The sequence below is a fragment of the Pseudomonas putida NBRC 14164 genome (assembly GCF_000412675.1).
GTDB classification, from domain to species: Bacteria; Pseudomonadota; Gammaproteobacteria; order Pseudomonadales; family Pseudomonadaceae; genus Aquipseudomonas; species Aquipseudomonas putida.
Map to the genome: position 1 here is coordinate 532,253 of NC_021505.1, position 15,248 is coordinate 547,500.

Annotated in this window: 17 protein-coding genes (1 of these 17 cut by a window edge); 7 read left to right on the top strand and 10 right to left on the bottom strand. The window is 63.0% G+C overall.

Annotated features, from left to right (window positions below; translation table 11 throughout):
• Positions 1–9: 9 nt before the first annotated feature.
• Complete coding sequence (estP, locus tag PP4_RS02285; RefSeq protein WP_016497722.1) at positions 10–1,899, bottom strand: esterase EstP; 1,890 nt, start codon at positions 1,897–1,899, stop codon at positions 10–12.
• A 367-nt stretch (positions 1,900–2,266) separates the two neighbouring features.
• On the opposite strand from estP, the gene PP4_RS02290 reads away from it, so the two are divergent.
• The 4 genes from PP4_RS02290 to PP4_RS02305 all read left to right on the top strand — a co-directional run bounded on the left by PP4_RS02290 (position 2,267) and on the right by PP4_RS02305 (position 5,603).
• Complete coding sequence (locus PP4_RS02290) at positions 2,267–2,860, top strand: aminodeoxychorismate/anthranilate synthase component II (protein ID WP_016497723.1); 594 nt, start codon at positions 2,267–2,269, stop codon at positions 2,858–2,860.
• Positions 2,861–2,869: 9 nt separating this feature from the next.
• The gene (gene trpD, locus PP4_RS02295; protein ID WP_016497724.1) at positions 2,870–3,919 is read left to right on the top strand and encodes an anthranilate phosphoribosyltransferase; all 1,050 of its coding nucleotides are present in this window, start codon (positions 2,870–2,872) and stop codon (positions 3,917–3,919) included.
• A complete protein-coding gene (gene trpC / locus PP4_RS02300) occupies positions 3,916–4,749 on the top strand; it encodes an indole-3-glycerol phosphate synthase TrpC (protein WP_016497725.1) in 834 nt (277 codons plus the stop codon). The genes trpD and trpC overlap by 4 nt, the downstream gene beginning before the upstream one ends.
• Positions 4,750–4,898: 149 nt before the next feature.
• On the top strand, positions 4,899–5,603 hold the full coding sequence (locus tag PP4_RS02305) for a lipoate--protein ligase family protein (protein WP_016497726.1): 705 nt from the start codon (positions 4,899–4,901) through the stop codon (positions 5,601–5,603).
• A gap of 9 nt (positions 5,604–5,612) precedes the next feature.
• Here the strand turns inward: PP4_RS02305 and crp are convergent, their stop codons facing one another.
• The gene (gene crp, locus PP4_RS02310; RefSeq protein ID WP_016497727.1) at positions 5,613–6,257 is read right to left on the bottom strand and encodes a cAMP-activated global transcriptional regulator CRP; all 645 of its coding nucleotides are present in this window, start codon (positions 6,255–6,257) and stop codon (positions 5,613–5,615) included.
• A 189-nt stretch (positions 6,258–6,446) separates the two neighbouring features.
• Here crp and PP4_RS02315 point away from each other — a divergent pair, with 189 nt between their 5' ends.
• Positions 6,447–6,869, top strand: a complete 423-nt coding sequence (locus PP4_RS02315) for an OsmC family protein (protein ID WP_004376171.1) — start codon at positions 6,447–6,449, stop codon at positions 6,867–6,869.
• Positions 6,870–7,008: 139 nt separating this feature from the next.
• Here the strand turns inward: PP4_RS02315 and PP4_RS02320 are convergent, their stop codons facing one another.
• From PP4_RS02320 to hemJ, 6 genes are all read right to left on the bottom strand, one after another.
• A complete protein-coding gene (locus tag PP4_RS02320) occupies positions 7,009–8,049 on the bottom strand; it encodes a hypothetical protein (protein WP_016497728.1) in 1,041 nt (346 codons plus the stop codon).
• A 10-nt stretch (positions 8,050–8,059) separates the two neighbouring features.
• Positions 8,060–8,707, bottom strand: coding sequence for a 2-polyprenyl-3-methyl-6-methoxy-1,4-benzoquinone monooxygenase (coq7, locus tag PP4_RS02325; RefSeq protein ID WP_016497729.1), 648 nt, complete (start codon positions 8,705–8,707; stop codon positions 8,060–8,062).
• 65 nt (positions 8,708–8,772) lie between these two features.
• Complete coding sequence (locus PP4_RS02330) at positions 8,773–9,111, bottom strand: histidine triad nucleotide-binding protein (protein WP_016484636.1); 339 nt, start codon at positions 9,109–9,111, stop codon at positions 8,773–8,775.
• Between the two features lie 63 nt (positions 9,112–9,174).
• Positions 9,175–9,957, bottom strand: a complete 783-nt coding sequence (locus PP4_RS02335) for an SDR family NAD(P)-dependent oxidoreductase (RefSeq protein ID WP_016497730.1) — start codon at positions 9,955–9,957, stop codon at positions 9,175–9,177.
• A 67-nt stretch (positions 9,958–10,024) separates the two neighbouring features.
• Positions 10,025–10,981: an NAD(P)H-dependent flavin oxidoreductase gene (locus PP4_RS02340; protein WP_016497731.1), complete on the bottom strand. Its 957-nt coding sequence runs from the start codon at positions 10,979–10,981 to the stop codon at positions 10,025–10,027.
• Between the two features lie 28 nt (positions 10,982–11,009).
• Entirely contained in the window at positions 11,010–11,435 is a 426-nt protein-coding gene (gene hemJ, locus PP4_RS02345) for a protoporphyrinogen oxidase HemJ (protein WP_016497732.1), read from the bottom strand.
• Positions 11,436–11,577: 142 nt separating this feature from the next.
• Between hemJ and argC the strand changes: the two genes are divergently transcribed.
• The gene (argC, locus tag PP4_RS02350) at positions 11,578–12,612 is read left to right on the top strand and encodes an N-acetyl-gamma-glutamyl-phosphate reductase (protein WP_016497733.1); all 1,035 of its coding nucleotides are present in this window, start codon (positions 11,578–11,580) and stop codon (positions 12,610–12,612) included.
• A gap of 146 nt (positions 12,613–12,758) precedes the next feature.
• Positions 12,759–13,109 (top strand): iron-sulfur cluster insertion protein ErpA, encoded by a 351-nt coding sequence (gene erpA / locus PP4_RS02355; RefSeq protein ID WP_016497734.1) that lies wholly within the window; start codon positions 12,759–12,761, stop codon positions 13,107–13,109.
• A 59-nt stretch (positions 13,110–13,168) separates the two neighbouring features.
• On the opposite strand, the gene PP4_RS02360 is transcribed toward erpA, so the two are convergent.
• The gene (locus tag PP4_RS02360) at positions 13,169–14,260 is read right to left on the bottom strand and encodes an anhydro-N-acetylmuramic acid kinase (RefSeq protein ID WP_016497735.1); all 1,092 of its coding nucleotides are present in this window, start codon (positions 14,258–14,260) and stop codon (positions 13,169–13,171) included.
• A 4-nt stretch (positions 14,261–14,264) separates the two neighbouring features.
• Positions 14,265–15,248, bottom strand: partial view of a peptidoglycan DD-metalloendopeptidase family protein gene (locus PP4_RS02365; RefSeq protein WP_016497736.1) — the 3' portion only. Its footprint extends 438 nt past the window's final position; 984 of the gene's 1,422 nt are visible here — the last part of the coding sequence; its start codon lies off the right edge, out of view — the gene reads right to left on this strand; the stop codon is at positions 14,265–14,267.

The window sequence follows — 15,248 nt, forward strand, 5'->3', positions numbered from 1 at the left end:
CCCATCAATTCAGAAGTCCACGCTCACCCCCAGGCTAACCCCCTGCTGCGTCAACTCATCGCTCTTGCGCCAGTTGTAGTTGCCACGCACATGCACCCCTGCCACTACTTCATGGCTCACCCCCAGGCTCGCCCGGGTCAGGTCGCTGTGCGGCGTATAACCGGTCAGGGTGAAGTCATTGGCCGGCAAGCTGGTCAGGTGCATCGTTACATCCTGCTGGTCATCCTCGAATTCATGCTCCTGTGCCACCTCAGCGAACAGCCGGGTACCTGGCAGCACCTGCACGCTGCCCAGCAACCCCAGGCCCAAGCGGCGTGACGTGCGTTCCTGGTCATCGAAGCCCAGTGCCGTCGAGCGCCCGCTCTTCTCGTTGTACCCATCCACTTTCACACGTGCGTAGTCGGCACTGATGAATGGCGCCAGCTGCCAATTGCTGCTGTCTGCCGCCAGGTTGTAGCCCAGCCGCCCGGACATCGCCCAGGCCTCGCCGTCGGTGTCACCCTTTTCACTGCGCTCGTTCACGCCAAGGGCAAAGGTGCGCTTGAGGTCGCTGTAGTCCAGGTGCCCGGCGGTCAATGCAGCATCGGCCCACCAGCGGTCCTGGCGGTACTGGGCGAAGGCGCTGGCCAGGTAGCTGTTCAGTTTGTAGTCCGAATCATTGGCGCCGGCCTCCAGCTTTTGCCGATACGCGCCGCCGGCCAGGCCCAGACGCCAGGCATCGTTCAGGCGATAGCTGCCGCCCACGGTCAGGTTATAGCCGCGGCCATCGCCGCTGGCCGCGCTGTGCTGGCTGTCGAAGTCCAAGTCCTGGGCACCGGTGGCGACGAAGGCCTGCCATTGGCCAACGGCCTGCCAGGGCGTCTGCCATTGGTTGCGCAGTTCGTCCTGGTGGGCGCGCAGGCTGGCGTGGGCCATTTCCGGTAGTAGCGTCAGTTCCCACGGGGCGGAGATGATCGAATAGGCATAGTCGGCAATCAGTTGCTGGCCAGCAATGGTCGGGTGGACCGAGTCGTTGAACAGCAGTTTTGTCGGGTCTGGGCTTGTGCCATTGATGCCGTACACCGGGTTTTCCACGCAGCTGGCGCCGCTGTAGCAGGTACCGACCAGGTTCTGGTCGCTGGCCAGGCCGAACTGGTTGGGGCTGGCCAGTGCCTCGCCCAGCAGCACCGGGATGTTCAGCGGGATGATCTCGGCATCGATCTGACCGAGTTGGCTGATCAGTGACTGGTTGAACGCGCCCGACAGCAGTGACAGCGGGTTTTGCTGCGGCGTGCCGCTGAAGTTGGGCGTTTGGCCCAGGTCGGGCAGCAGCCAGACCATGATGTAGCGGGCACCACCTTGTTGCAGCGCCTGGGCGCTGGCCGCAAGGCGGGCACCGGCGGCCACGGCGTCGGCTGGGCTGTTCACCAGGCCTTGCAGGAAGTCGTTGCCGCCGCCCGTCAGGTAGTAGAGCGCGTTGGGGTCGGCACGCAGGCCATTGGCCAGGTAGCCCGCCTTTTCACGCAGCACCAGGCCGGCGCCGGGGTTTCCTGGCGGGATGACGGTCTCGGAAGTTGTCGTGATCGAATCCAGGATCTGCTGGGTTGTATAACCACCGACAGCCCAGTTGTTGCCATCGGGCTGGATGCCCACTGACGTGGAGGGGTTCAGCTCATCCGGGTTTATACCCAGCCTTCCCCCCAGGATCATGGGCGACACAGGTGCAAAGTTGCCATTGGCATCGCGGTTTGTGAACCGGGCGCCGGATGTGCCGCCGGTCAGGTCGGGGAACTGCCCCGCATCGGCGAGGCTGTCGCCAAACACGATCAGCGTGGAATAGGGCGAGGGTGCAGCGAACGCCTGGCTGCAGGCCAGGGCCAGTGAGGCAAGGGTAAAACGCAATAACGGGGCTTTTCGCATCTGGGAACATCCTTTTCTTTGTTTTTATCTGGACAACCTGATCGACCTTAGCAAATCGCAGTGCATCCCTCCCAAGTCCATTCGTTTCCCCGTGTTTAAAGGCATATTGCGCCCGCCGCCCCGGTAAGCTACTGTGCCGGGACGTATGAGCGAGACCTATCCTGTGTTGATCGTCAGTAAACTCTTGATGCGCGTAATCAAGGCCCACGCCCGTTGGCGTTGGCGCGCCTGACTTTATCCCCTGCCGGCCCGCCCGGCCCGCCCCCGTTTGCCTTCTTCTTTACTGCCCTTTGTGGCGAAGCCGTGCCTGTAGCGGCTGCAAGAAGGTTCGAATTCTGAAGTCAGTAAATTCAAGAGGTTCAACACCATGTTACTGATGATCGACAATTACGACTCATTCACTTACAACGTCGTCCAGTACCTTGGCGAGCTGGGTGCCGAGGTCAAGGTCATTCGCAATGACGAAATGACCATCGCTCAGATCGAAGCCCTCAACCCCGAGCGCATCGTCGTGTCCCCGGGCCCGTGCACGCCAAGCGAGGCTGGCGTGTCCATCGAGGCCATCCTGCATTTTGCCGGCAAGCTGCCGATTCTGGGTGTGTGCCTGGGCCACCAGTCCATCGGCCAGGCCTTTGGCGGTGACGTGGTGCGTGCCCGCCAGGTGATGCACGGCAAGACCAGCCCGGTACACCACCGTGACCTGGGCGTGTTCGCCGGCCTCAACAACCCGCTGACCGTGACCCGCTACCATTCGCTGGTGGTCAAGCGCGAAACCTTGCCCGATTGCCTGGAGGTCACTGCCTGGACCGCTCATGCAGACGGTTCGGTCGACGAGATCATGGGCCTGCGTCACAAAACGCTGAATATCGAAGGGGTGCAGTTCCACCCCGAGTCGATCCTGACCGAGCAGGGCCACGAGCTGTTCGCCAACTTCCTCAAGCAGACCGGCGGCCACCGCTAAGGATCGAACATGGATATCAAGAGCGCGTTGAGCCGTATCGTCGGCCAGCTGGACCTTTCTACCGAAGAAATGCGCGACGTCATGCGCCAGATAATGACCGGCCAGTGCAGCGAGGCGCAGATCGGCGCCTTCCTGATGGGCATGCGCATGAAGAGTGAAAGCATCGACGAAATCGTCGGCGCGGTGTCGGTGATGCGTGAGCTAGCCGACAAGGTTGAACTGAAAAGCCTGGATGGCGTCGTTGATATCGTCGGCACCGGCGGTGATGGGGCCAATATCTTCAACGTGTCCACCGCGTCTTCGTTCGTCCTGGCGGCGGCGGGCTGCACCGTGGCCAAGCACGGCAACCGCGCAGTGTCGGGCAAGAGCGGTAGCGCCGACCTGTTGGAAGCTGCCGGCATCTATCTGAACCTGACGCCAGTTCAGGTGGCCCGCTGCATCGACAGCCTGGGCATCGGCTTCATGTTCGCGCAAAGCCATCACTCGGCCATGAAATATGCTGCCGGCCCGCGCCGCGATCTGGGGTTGCGTACCCTGTTCAACATGCTCGGCCCGCTTACGAATCCGGCCGGAGTGAAGCATCAGGTGGTCGGCGTGTTCGCTCAGGCCCTGTGCCGCCCGTTGGCTGAGGTTCTGCAACGCCTGGGTAGCAAGCATGTGCTGGTGGTGCACTCGAAGGATGGCCTGGATGAGTTCAGCCTGGCTGCCCCCACCTTCGTTGCCGAGCTGAAGAACGACGAAATTACTGAATACTGGGTCGAGCCGGAAGACCTCGGCATGAAGAGCCAGAGCTTGCATGGCCTTGCCGTCGAGAACCCGCAGGCGTCGCTGGAGTTGATCCGCGATGCGCTGGGCCGGCGCAAGACCGAGAACGGTCAGAAGGCCGCCGAGATGATCGTGCTTAATGCTGGCGCGGCACTGTATGCAGCCGACCATGCCATGAGCCTGAAAGCCGGTGTAGAACTGGCCCATGATGTACTGCACACCGGCCTGGCCTGGGAAAAGCTGCAGGAACTGGGTGCCTTTACTGCAGTATTCAAGGTGGAGAACGAAGCATGAGTGTGCCGACGGTGCTGGAAAGGATCATTGCCCGCAAGTTCCAGGAAGTGGCCGAGCGCAGCGCGCGCGTCAGCCTCGCCGAGCTGGAAGGCCTGGCCAAGGTTGCCGATGCCCCGCGTGGCTTCGCCAATGCGCTGATCGAGCAGGCCAAGCGCAAACAGCCAGCGGTGATCGCCGAGATCAAGAAGGCTTCGCCGAGCAAGGGCGTGATCCGCGAGCACTTCGTGCCGGCGGAAATCGCTGTCAGCTACGAGAAGGGCGGCGCTACCTGCCTCTCGGTACTGACCGATGTCGATTACTTCCAGGGTGCCGATGAGTACCTGCAGCAGGCACGTGCTGCCGTTTCGCTGCCGGTGATCCGCAAGGACTTCATGGTCGACCCTTACCAGATCGTCGAAGCCCGGGCCTTGGGCGCGGACTGCGTGCTGCTGATCGTCTCGGCGCTGGACGACGTGAAAATGGCCGAACTGGCCGCGACCGCAAAAGACGTCGGCCTCGACGTGCTGGTGGAAGTGCACGATGGCGATGAGCTGGAGCGCGCGTTGAAAACCCTGGATACGCCGCTGGTGGGGGTGAATAACCGCAACCTGCACACCTTCGAGGTCAGCCTGGAAACCACCCTTGACCTGCTGCCGCGCATTCCGCGTGATCGCCTGGCGATTACCGAAAGCGGTATTCTCAACCGGGCCGATGTCGAACTGATGGCAATCAACGAGGTTTACTCGTTCCTGGTGGGCGAGGCGTTCATGCGCGCTGAGCAGCCTGGGCTGGAGTTGCAGCGGTTGTTCTTCCCCGAACAAGTGAAGAAGACTGTTCAGCACCTGGACTGATCAAATGAAGCCGGCGTTTTTGCCGGCTTTTTTGTAGGCCTGACATGGCCCTTTCACGGGTGCTTCACCACTCTTAAGCCCTGTGCTAGAGCTATGGGAGCGGGCATGCCCGCGAAGAGGCCATCAAAAACAACATCAAAGGTGGATCAATGACCGATCAACCCCTGGCCCTGACCGTCGAACAAGGCCTGCACACCGAACAGGAACTGCTGGCCGCGGTGTGCCGCGGCGAACGCGAAAGTGGCGTGCTGTTCTGGCGCCCTACCGACCATGCCCTGGTCATGCCCCGGCGCATGAGCCGCCTCGACAACTTCGAAGCCGCCTGTTCGGAGCTGGCGATTGCCGGCTGGCCGGTGCTGCTGCGCGAGACTGGCGGTGAGCCGGTGCCCCAATCCCATTCCACCGTCAACGTCGCACTGGTGTACGTTGCCCCGCGCAGCGAAGGCGATCACGGCCGCATCGAAAGCGCCTACGAGCGCCTGTGCCTGCCGCTGTGCGATGTACTGCGCGAGTGGGGCGGGGTGGCGTCGGTGGGTGAAATCGACGGGGCGTTCTGCGATGGCCGTTACAACGTCAACCTCAATGGCCGCAAGCTGGTGGGCACCGCCCAGCGCTGGCGTCAGGGCCTGGGTGGCAAGCGCCCGGTAGTGCTGGTGCACGGTGCGTTGCTGCTGGACAACGAGCGTGAATCGATGGTGGCGGCGGTCAACCGCTTCAATGAGTGCTGTGAGCTGGAGCAGCGCTGCCGCGCCGATGCACACATCGCCTTGCATGAAGTGGCGCCCGCGGCGCCCTGGTTCGCGCGCTTGTCGCAGGCCTACGCCAAGGTGCTTGCAGACCTGCCCAAGGACTAGACGTTGTCCCTAGCGGGTACCGTAGACCACCATGGTCTTGCCCTTTACCTGCACCAGGCTGCGCTCTTCAAGGTCCTTGAGGACGCGGCCGACCATTTCCCGGGAGCAACCGACGATTCGCCCGATTTCCTGGCGGGTGATCTTGATCTGCATGCCGTCGGGGTGGGTCATGGCATCGGGTTGCTTGCACAATTCCAGCAGGCAACGGGCAACCCGCCCGGTGACGTCGAAAAATGCCAGGTCGCCGACCTTGCGTGTAGTGTTGCGCAGGCGCTGGGCCATCTGGCTGCCCAGTGCATAGAGGATTTCCGGGTCCTGGCGCGCCAGTTCGCGGAACTTCTCGTAGCTGATCTCGGCCACTTCGCACTCAGTCTTGGCTCGCACCCAGGCACTGCGCTGCTGTTCGCCGTCAACCGGCTCGAACAACCCCAGCTCGCCAAAGAAATCGCCATTGTTGAGATAGGCAATGATCATTTCACGGCCGTCGTCGTCTTCGATGAGGATGGTGACCGAACCCTTGATGATGAATGACAGTGTCTCGGCCCGGTCGCCGGCGCAGATGATGTTGCTCTTGGCGGTATAACGGCGGCGCTGGCAGTGTACCAGCAGCTTGTCGATGTTCTTGATCTTGGCGGGTAGGGCGGAGGCAACCATCACGAAATCCTGTTCGATACGACCCGTAGGCTTTTTATAAGGCTGTCTGGCGCAAGCGCCATTCATTTGGCGCCAGCTTATCAGACGTCACCGGATGTTTCGGTACTAAACCGACACGTCTCGTGCTTTTCCCACAGCCGCACAAGGTCTAAGCTGACACCCTTTTCCGAATATCAGGAGTCCGGGTAGATGAAGGCACGTATCCAGTGGGCCGGTGAGGCCATGTTCCTCGGCGAATCGGGGAGTGGTCATGTCGTCGTGATGGACGGCCCGCCCGAGGCCGGCGGCCGCAACCTGGGTGTGCGTCCGATGGAAATGTTGCTGTTGGGCCTGGGTGGCTGCAGCAGCTTTGACGTGGTGAGCATTCTGAAGAAATCGCGCCAGGCGGTGGAAAGCTGCGAGGCGTTTCTGGAAGCCGAGCGCGCCAGCGAAGACCCGAAGGTGTTCACCAAGATTCACATGAACTTCGTGGTGAAAGGCCGTGGTCTGAAAGAAGCACAGGTCAAGCGGGCAGTGGAGTTGTCGGCAGAGAAGTACTGCTCGGCCTCGATCATGCTCGAACGTGCCGGGGTTGAGATTACCCACGGGTATGAAATCGTAGAGCTCGGTTAACGCAACGGTTTTGGGGGCTGCTTCGCAGCCCATCGCCGGCAAGCCAGCTCCCATACGTACTGCGCTGACCTTGAATCGGCCGATATACCTGTGGGAGCTGGCTTGCCGGCGATGGGCCGCAAAGCGGCCCCGGCAAATATCAGCTCCGAAGCGCAGGCAGTGCAGCTTGCACCCACCCTGGCAGCCATCCCCGCATTGCTTGGCTCAACCGCTCCCGCCGCTTCTGGTAAACCAGCCCCAGCCAGATAACCCCCAGCCCGATCAAGGTCACCACCATCGGGAACAGCAGCGACTCGGCAAACACCTCGTATGACAGGTACCCCAGGTAAGCCGCCACCCCCAGCGCACCAAACACCATGAACACCGGCCGGCGCAGCAGCACCGCCATGCCCATCAGCACGATGTTGATCAGGCAGTACAGGGCCTTGCCCAACTCACTGCCACTGTCCACCAGCGTCAGCCCGCCCCAGAATGCCGCCAGCCCGGCCAGGTAGCCCCAGCGGGCATAGTCCTCTCGCGTGCGGCCGTCTATCACAAGGAACACCACCAGCAAAGCCAACCCGAACCACAGCGAAACCTCGCGGCGCTGCTCCCAGCTGAACGGCGAGCCGAAGAACCATTCGCTCAGGTCCATCGACATGAACCACAAGGCCACGGCTATCGGCATCATGACGAACGGGTAGGGGATCAGCCGCAGCATCAGCAGCCCGGCGAGCACCGTGGCCGCTTCCATCGCCAGCCAGCCGCCCTGCACGTAGGTGTAGTACTGGTGATAGTTGGCTTGCGCGTCGTCCAGTGGCCACCAGCCCGCCAGGCGTTCGATGGCGAACACTGCCAGTGGCACGATGCTGACCGCGACGGCCGCCAGCACCCCGGCAGCAACCGGCTGGGCGCGGCGTTGCAGATGCAGGGCGAACAAGGTGATCAGCAGGATATAGAGGCTGGCGATGACCAGCAGAGCGCCGTCGCCAATGCTCATCCAGGCTTCGGTGAGCAACCAGCCCATGGCCGCCATGATCAGCATGGCGCCGAAGTAGAAGGCGACATGGGCCAGCTGGAAGCTGCCCCGTTGGGCCGGTTGCTGGCGCAGGAATACCAGCAAGGCCTGGTCCTGGCCCGGCTGAAGAATGCCGGCTTGCACGGCGCGCGCCAGGTCCTTGGCGTCGATTCGATCCGTCATGGCGATGCCTTCAGATGCGGTAGGTGCTCTTGGTCATGACCTTGGCCAGCAAGCTCATGCCAAAGCGGACCGGTGCCGGGAAGCGATAACCACCGGCTTCCAGTGCTGATTCGGCATGCTGCTCTTCATCGATGCGCATCTGCTCGAGAATGGCCCGGGACTTTTCGTCTTCGTGCGGGATTTGCTCCAGGTGCTCGTCGAGGTGCTTGCACACCTGGTGTTCGGTGGCGGCGACGAAGCCCAGGCTGACCTTGTCGCTGACCAGGCCGGCGAGTGCGCCGATGCCGAACGACATGCCATAGAACAGGGGGTTGAGCACGCTTGGGTGGCTGTTCAGCTGGCGAATGCGCTGTTCGCACCAGGCCAGGTGGTCCACTTCTTCCTCGGCAGCATGCTCCATGGCCTTGCGTACCTGGGGCAGTTTGGCGGTCAGCGCCTGGCCCTGGTACAGCGCCTGGGCACACACCTCGCCGGTGTGGTTGATACGCATCAGCCCGGCGATGTGGCGGGTCTGCTGATCGTCCAGGTCCGCGTCCGGCTGGACAATGGCCGGCGATGGCCGGGCGGGTTGGCCGCTGAAGGGCAGCAAGGTGCGCATGGCGGTATCGGCCTGCAGCAACAAGCGGTCGAGCGGCGAGTAGTGACGTTCGGTAGCCATCGGGCACCTCCGCAAGAATGTGCCCGACAGTTTACCGCAATAGCGGCGGGGTCGCTTGCCGTGGATCAGCCCGGTGGCCAGTTCATCTGGCGCTGGCCAAGCACGTGCATATGGATGTGATAGACGGTCTGGCCGCCTTTCGGGTTGCAGTTCATGACCACGCGGAAACCTTCCTCGCAGCCTTGCTCGACAGCCAGGCGCTGGGCGGTGAACAGGATGTGGCCAGCCAGGGCCTTGTCTTCTTCGGTCAGGTCATTGAGCGTGCGGATGTGTTTTTTCGGGATGACCAGAAAATGTACCGGTGCCGCGGGTGCAATGTCCTTGAAGGCCAGGACCTGGTCGTCTTCGTAGATGATATCCGCCGGGATTTCCCGGTTGATGATTTTGAGGAATAGATCGTCCACAGCACTTGCTCCATGGTGAGGGTCGGGCCGAGTGTACTCAGCCGAGCGCCGCTCGCCCAGTGGCTATTCCATGCCGGCCGGGCAATAGCGGCGGTGTATGGCCCCGGCCAGTTTGCACACCAGCCAGCGCGGCAGCAGGCGCGGGGCAAATGCCAGCCAGCGGTTGCGCCGGCCGGGCAGGATCAGCGCGCGGTTCTTGTCCAGCGCACGTACTGTGTACAGCGCGATTTCCTCGGGGCTGAGGCAGCGGGGTTTGCCGTCGAGCCGGGCGATGCGCCGGTGCGGGGAGCGTACCGGCCCGGGGCACAGCACCGAGACCTTGATGCCGGCACGCTTGAGCTCTTCGCGCAGCGCCTGGGAAAAGCTCAGCACGTACGCCTTGCTGGCGGCATAGGCTGCCATCCACGGGCCGGGTGCCACCCCGGCCAGGCCGGCGACGTTGAGGATCTGCCCGCCACCCTGCACGGCCATCAGGTTGCCGATGGCATGGCACAGGCGGCTCAGGGCCAGAACGTTGACTTCAAGCAGGTCCTGTTCGTCGGCCCACTCATGGGCCAGGAACGGCCCGTAGGTGCGCAAGCCGGCGCAGTTGACCAGCAGGTCGATACGCCGTTCGCCTTCTTCCAGCTCCAGTACGAAGCCCGACAGGCGCAGCGGCTGGCTGAGGTCGCAGGCGCGGAACAGCACCTCGACACCAAAGCGCTGGGTCAGCTCGATGGCCACGGGCTCCAGCGTTTCCCGCTGACGTGCCACCAGGATCAGGTTGCGCCCGCGCCGTGCCAGCGCTTCCGCCAGGGCCAGGCCCAGGCCGCTGGAAGCACCAGTGATCATGGCGTAACGGGTCATGCAAGGCTCCTGGGGGCGAAAGAGGGCGCCTAGTGTACAGCTTGGCCGGGCAAGGTGTTGCGTTTTGCTACAAGGTGCGGGCGCGCAGAATCTGGCAGCGCTCCAGGGCTTCCCGGTACTCACTGTGCAGCCGTTCGATCAATGCACTGGCACTGGGCAGATCATGGATTTCGCCGACGCCCTGGCCCGCCGACCATACGGTCTTCCAGGCTTTGGCTTCGTCGTCGACAGGTTTGAGCTTGCCTTGCTCGTGGCCGCCTTTGAGGGCGCTCATGTCGTAGCCAGCCTGCTCCAGGCTCGAACGCAAGAAGCTTGCAGGGATGCCGGACACTGCCGGGGTGTGAATGATGTCGGCGGCGTGGGCATCGAGCAGCATCTGCTTGTAGGCATCCTGAGCCTGGCTTTCTGTAGTAGCGATAAAGCGCGTGCCCATGTAGGCCAGGTCGGCGCCCAGCAATTGTGCGGCGAGGATTTCGTGGCCGTGGTTGAGACAGCCGGCCAGCAGCAGGGTCTTGTCGAAGAACTGGCGAATCTCTGCGGCCAGAGCGAACGGGCTCCAGGTGCCTGCATGGCCGCCTGCGCCGGCAGCGACGGCGATCAGCCCGTCGACACCCGCTTCGGCGGCTTTCTCGGCATGGCGGCGGGTGGTGACGTCGTGGAACACCAGGCCGCCGTAGCCATGCACGGCATCGACCACTTCCTTGACCGCCCCCAGGCTGGTGATGACGATCGGCACGCGATGTTCCACGCACAAGGCCAGGTCGGCCTGCAGGCGTGGGTTGGTCGGGTGCACGATCAGGTTGACTGCATAGGGGGCTGGCGCCTGCAATTGCGCCAGGCCTGCCTCGATCTCCTCCAGCCAGGCCTTGAAGCCGGCGCTGTCGCGCTGGTTAAGGGCCGGAAAACTGCCGACCACGCCGCTGGCGCAGCATGCCAGCACCAGTGTGGGGTTGGAGATCAGGAACATCGGCGCCGCAACCACAGGCAGGCGCAGGCGTTGTTCGAGCGAGGCAGGTAGCGACATGGCAAGGCTCCTTGAACGGGTGGCTATGTCAGAACGGTTTGACCACCACCAGAATTACGATGCCCAGCAGGAACAGCACGGGCACTTCGTTGAACCACCGATAGTAGACATGGCTGCGGGTGTTGTTGCCGCTGGCGAAGCGTTTGCGTTGGGCACCGCACATGTGATGGTAGCCGGTCAGCAGGATGACCAGGGTCAGCTTGGCATGCAGCCAGCCCTGGCTGAGCCAGCCGGGGGTGAGGTAAAGCATCCACGCGCCGAACACGTAGGTGGCGATCATGGCCGGGTTCATGATGCCGCGGTACAGCTTGCGTTCCATGGTGACGAAGCGGTCCTTGCTGGTGCTGTCCTCGCTCTGGGCGTGGTAGACGAACAGCCGCGGCAGGTAGAACAGGCCGGCGAACCAGCAGACCACGCTGACGATATGCAGCGCTTTGATCCATAGGTAAAGCATGGAGGGAGTTCCTTCAGGTATTCACGGTCGTCAGATAGTAGTGGTCAAGCGCCCGAAGGGTCACCCGAAGAGTTGTTACAGGCGCTTCGCGCCCCTATTATCGTGCGCTTTCCAGACGGCTCGTTGATAAGGGGCAAGCGTTATGATCAAGGTCGGTATCGTCGGCGGCACGGGTTACACCGGCGTCGAACTGTTGCGTCTGCTGGCACAGCATTCACAGGCCGAAGTGGCGGTCATCACTTCGCGCTCCGAGGCGGGCGTGGCGGTGGCGGACATGTACCCGAACCTGCGCGGCCACTATGACGGGCTGGCGTTCAGCGTGCCGGACAGCAAGGCCCTGGCCGCCTGCGATGTGGTGTTCTTCGCCACTCCGCACGGTGTTGCCCATGCCCTGGCTGGCGAACTGCTGGCGGCCGGTACCAAGGTGATCGACCTGTCGGCTGACTTCCGCCTGCAGGATGCTACCGAGTGGGGCAAGTGGTATGGCCAGCCGCACGGCGCGCCAGAACTGCTCAAGGACGCGGTATATGGCCTGCCTGAAGTCAACCGTGAGAAGATTCGCCAGGCGCGCCTGATCGCCGTGCCGGGTTGCTACCCGACCGCCACCCAGCTGGGCTTCTTGCCGCTGCTGGAAGCGGGCCTGGCCGACCCGTCGCGCCTGATTGCCGACTGCAAGTCGGGTGTCAGTGGCGCTGGTCGTGGTGCGGCAGTCGGTTCGCTGTTCTGCGAGGCCGGCGAAAGCATGAAGGCCTATGCGGTCAAGGGCCATCGTCACCTGCCGGAAATCAGCCAGGGCCTGCGCCTGGCCGCTGGCAAGGATATCGGCCTGACCTTCGTGCCGCACTTGACGCCAATGATCCGTGGCATCCACGCCACCCTGTACGCGAACGTGGTCGACACCTCGGTCGACCTGCAGGCGCTGTTCGAAAAGCGCTACGCCGACGAACCGTTCGTCGATGTGATGCCAGCGGGCAGCCACCCGGAAACCCGCAGTGTGCGCGGCGCCAACGTCTGCCGCATTGCCGTTCATCGCCCGCAGGGTGGTGACCTGGTGGTGGTGCTGTCGGTGATCGACAACCTGGTCAAGGGCGCGTCGGGCCAGGCGGTACAGAACCTGAACATCCTGTTTGGTCTGGATGAGCGCATGGGCCTGTCCCACGCGGGCTTGTTGCCGTAAGCAAGCCCCTGTCGGAATGGCCCGCCTCGTGCGGGCCTTTTTGTTTGTCGCGACTAAAGCCGCACAATTGTTGACCGATTTTCTCGGGAAAGCGGATAATGCGCGTCATCGAGTTTTAAGGCGGCAACTGCGCCGGGAGAGTCAACATGAGCGTCGAAACCTTCACCCCTACCGGTCTGGAATTCACCCATGGGGCAGCCCAGAAAGTGAAGAACCTGGTCGATGAGGAAGGCAATGAGCGTCTGAAGCTGCGGGTGTTCGTGACCGGTGGTGGTTGCTCGGGCTTCCAGTACGGCTTCACTTTCGATGAGGATGTGGCCGAAGACGACACCATCGTCGAGCGCGAAGGCGTGGCGCTGGTCGTCGACCCGATGAGCTTCCAGTATCTGGCTGGTGCCGAGGTGGACTATCAGGAAGGCCTGGAGGGTTCGCGCTTTGTGATCAAGAACCCGAACGCTGCCACTACGTGCGGTTGCGGTTCCTCGTTCTCGATCTGAAGTCTGGCCTTACGAAAACGCCGCGCAATTGCGCGGCGTTTTGCTTTCTGGCGTAGCGGTTATGCCGGGTAGATTGCGCCCAGTACCCGCAGGCCTTTGGCCGCTGTCACGCTTGGGCGGTTGGCACAGATGCCTTCCAGGCAGCAGTGAGCCAGCCAGGCAAAGGCCATGGCCTCTACCCAGTCAGGGTCTACGCCATGGGCGCCGGTGCTGGCGACACGGGCCTCGGGTAGCAGCTGGCCGAGGCGGGCCATCAGGGCGCCGTTACGCGCGCCACCACCACACACCAGCAACGCCTTGGTGCCTTGCTGGGCGTGGCTCAGCGAGTCGATGATGCTGCGAGCGGTAAGCTCCAGCAGCGTCGCCTGGACATCCTCGTCCTGGTAAGTGGGCAGGCCCGCCAGGTGACCATCCAGCCAAGGCAGGTTGAACACCTCGCGGCCTGTACTTTTCGGGCCGCTACCAGCGAAGAACGGGTCGGACAGCAATACACCGAGCAAGCCCGCCTGCACCACGCCCGAGGCCGCCCAGGCACCATCGGCATCGTAGGCCTGGCCGCGCTTGCGCTCTATCCAGGCATCCAGCAGCACGTTACCCGGGCCGCAATCGAAGCCGTGGACCGGCTTGTCCTGCTCGATCAGGCTGAGGTTGCTGAAACCGCCTACGTTAAGGACTGCCAGGCGCTGGCCCAGGTGGCCGAACAGGGTTTCGTGGAAGGCCGGTACCAAGGGCGCACCTTGGCCACCAGCAGCCACATCGCGCCGGCGGAAGTCGGCAACCACGCTGATGCCGGTAAGCTCGGCGAGCAACGCCGGGTTGCCGATCTGCACGGTAAAACCGCGTGCGGGTTCGTGGCGGATGGTCTGGCCGTGGCTGCCGATGGCGCGGATGGCATCGGCCTGAAGACCCTGACGGGCCAGCAGTTCACGGATACCTTCGGCTGCCAGGCTGGCCCAGCGGTTTTCTGCCAGCGCCGCGCGCGCGATCTCGTCAGCGCCGCTGCTGCACAGGGCAAGCAGGTCCTGACGCAAGTCGCCGGGCATTGGCAGGTAATGGGTGGCGAGCAGTTCAAGCTGCTCGCCTTGTTTGATCAAGGCGATGTCCAGGCCATCGAGGCTGGTGCCGGACATCACCCCCAGGTAGAGCGCCATGGGCTTAGCGCTTGTTCGCTGCGAGCAGGGTGGCTTTTTCCTGATCCATACGGGCGATCAGGGGTTGGCTCTGCTGCTGGAAGCGTTGGCGCTCGTTTTTGGCGATCGGGTCGGCCATCGGCACTTTCTGGCTGAGTGGATCGACGTGCACACCGTTGACCTGGAACTCGTAGTGCAGGTGCGGGCCGGTGGACAGGCCGGTGGTGCCGATGTAGCCGATGATCTGGCCCTGCTTCACCGAGCTGCCAGTCTTGATGCCCTTGGCAAAGCCTTGCATGTGACCGTACAGCGTCTTGTAGCGGTTGCCGTGCTGGATGATCACGGTGTTGCCGTAACCGCCACGGCGCCCGGCCAGTTCGATGCGGCCGTCACCGGCTGCCTTGATCGGCGTACCGCGCGGGGCGGCGTAGTCGACGCCTTTGTGGGCGCGGATCTTGTTCAGGATCGGGTGCTTGCGGCCGGCGGAAAAGCGCGAGCTGATGCGGGCGAAGTCCACCGGAGTACGGATGAAGGCCTTGCGCAGGCTGTTGCCGTCGGCGGTGTAGTAGGTGGTATTGCCCTGCTTGTTGGTGTAGCGCACGGCGGTGTAGGTCTTGCCGCGGTTGGTGAACCGGGCAGACAGTATGTTGCCGGTGCCGACCACCTTGCCGTCCATCACCTTCTGCTCGTAGACCACGTCGAACTCGTCGCCCGGGCGAATATCCTGGGCGAAGTCGATGTCGTAACCCAGCACCCGGGCCATGTCCATGGTCATGCTGTGGGACAGGCCGGCGCGCTGGGCCGAGGCCGACAGCGAGCTCTTGATCACGCCGTGGGCGTAGGCGGTACGCACCACCGGTTTGCTGATTTCGCGGTTGAAGGTGTAGCCCTTGGCGGACTTGGTCAGGCGAATGGTTTCGAGGTTGCTGACTTTGCTGTGCAGGCTGGCCAGTTGGCCATCCTTGTCCAGCTCGAACTGCAGCACCTGGCCGTGCTTGAGCTGGCTGAA

Coding starts and splice junctions, on each gene's coding strand:
- PP4_RS02315 (WP_004376171.1), top strand. CDS start 6,447: ATGAAGGCACGTATCCAGTGGGCCGGTGAGGCCATGTTCCTCGGCGAA.
- hemJ (WP_016497732.1), bottom strand. CDS start 11,435: ATGCTTTACCTATGGATCAAAGCGCTGCATATCGTCAGCGTGGTCTGC.
- erpA (WP_016497734.1), top strand. CDS start 12,759: ATGAGCGTCGAAACCTTCACCCCTACCGGTCTGGAATTCACCCATGGG.
- crp (WP_016497727.1), bottom strand. CDS start 6,257: ATGGTTGCCTCCGCCCTACCCGCCAAGATCAAGAACATCGACAAGCTG.
- PP4_RS02320 (WP_016497728.1), bottom strand. CDS start 8,049: ATGACGGATCGAATCGACGCCAAGGACCTGGCGCGCGCCGTGCAAGCC.
- PP4_RS02305 (WP_016497726.1), top strand. CDS start 4,899: ATGACCGATCAACCCCTGGCCCTGACCGTCGAACAAGGCCTGCACACC.
- estP (WP_016497722.1), bottom strand. CDS start 1,899: ATGCGAAAAGCCCCGTTATTGCGTTTTACCCTTGCCTCACTGGCCCTG.
- PP4_RS02335 (WP_016497730.1), bottom strand. CDS start 9,957: ATGACCCGTTACGCCATGATCACTGGTGCTTCCAGCGGCCTGGGCCTG.
- PP4_RS02340 (WP_016497731.1), bottom strand. CDS start 10,981: ATGTCGCTACCTGCCTCGCTCGAACAACGCCTGCGCCTGCCTGTGGTT.
- coq7 (WP_016497729.1), bottom strand. CDS start 8,707: ATGGCTACCGAACGTCACTACTCGCCGCTCGACCGCTTGTTGCTGCAG.
- PP4_RS02290 (WP_016497723.1), top strand. CDS start 2,267: ATGTTACTGATGATCGACAATTACGACTCATTCACTTACAACGTCGTC.
- trpD (WP_016497724.1), top strand. CDS start 2,870: ATGGATATCAAGAGCGCGTTGAGCCGTATCGTCGGCCAGCTGGACCTT.
- PP4_RS02360 (WP_016497735.1), bottom strand. CDS start 14,260: ATGGCGCTCTACCTGGGGGTGATGTCCGGCACCAGCCTCGATGGCCTG.
- argC (WP_016497733.1), top strand. CDS start 11,578: ATGATCAAGGTCGGTATCGTCGGCGGCACGGGTTACACCGGCGTCGAA.
- trpC (WP_016497725.1), top strand. CDS start 3,916: ATGAGTGTGCCGACGGTGCTGGAAAGGATCATTGCCCGCAAGTTCCAG.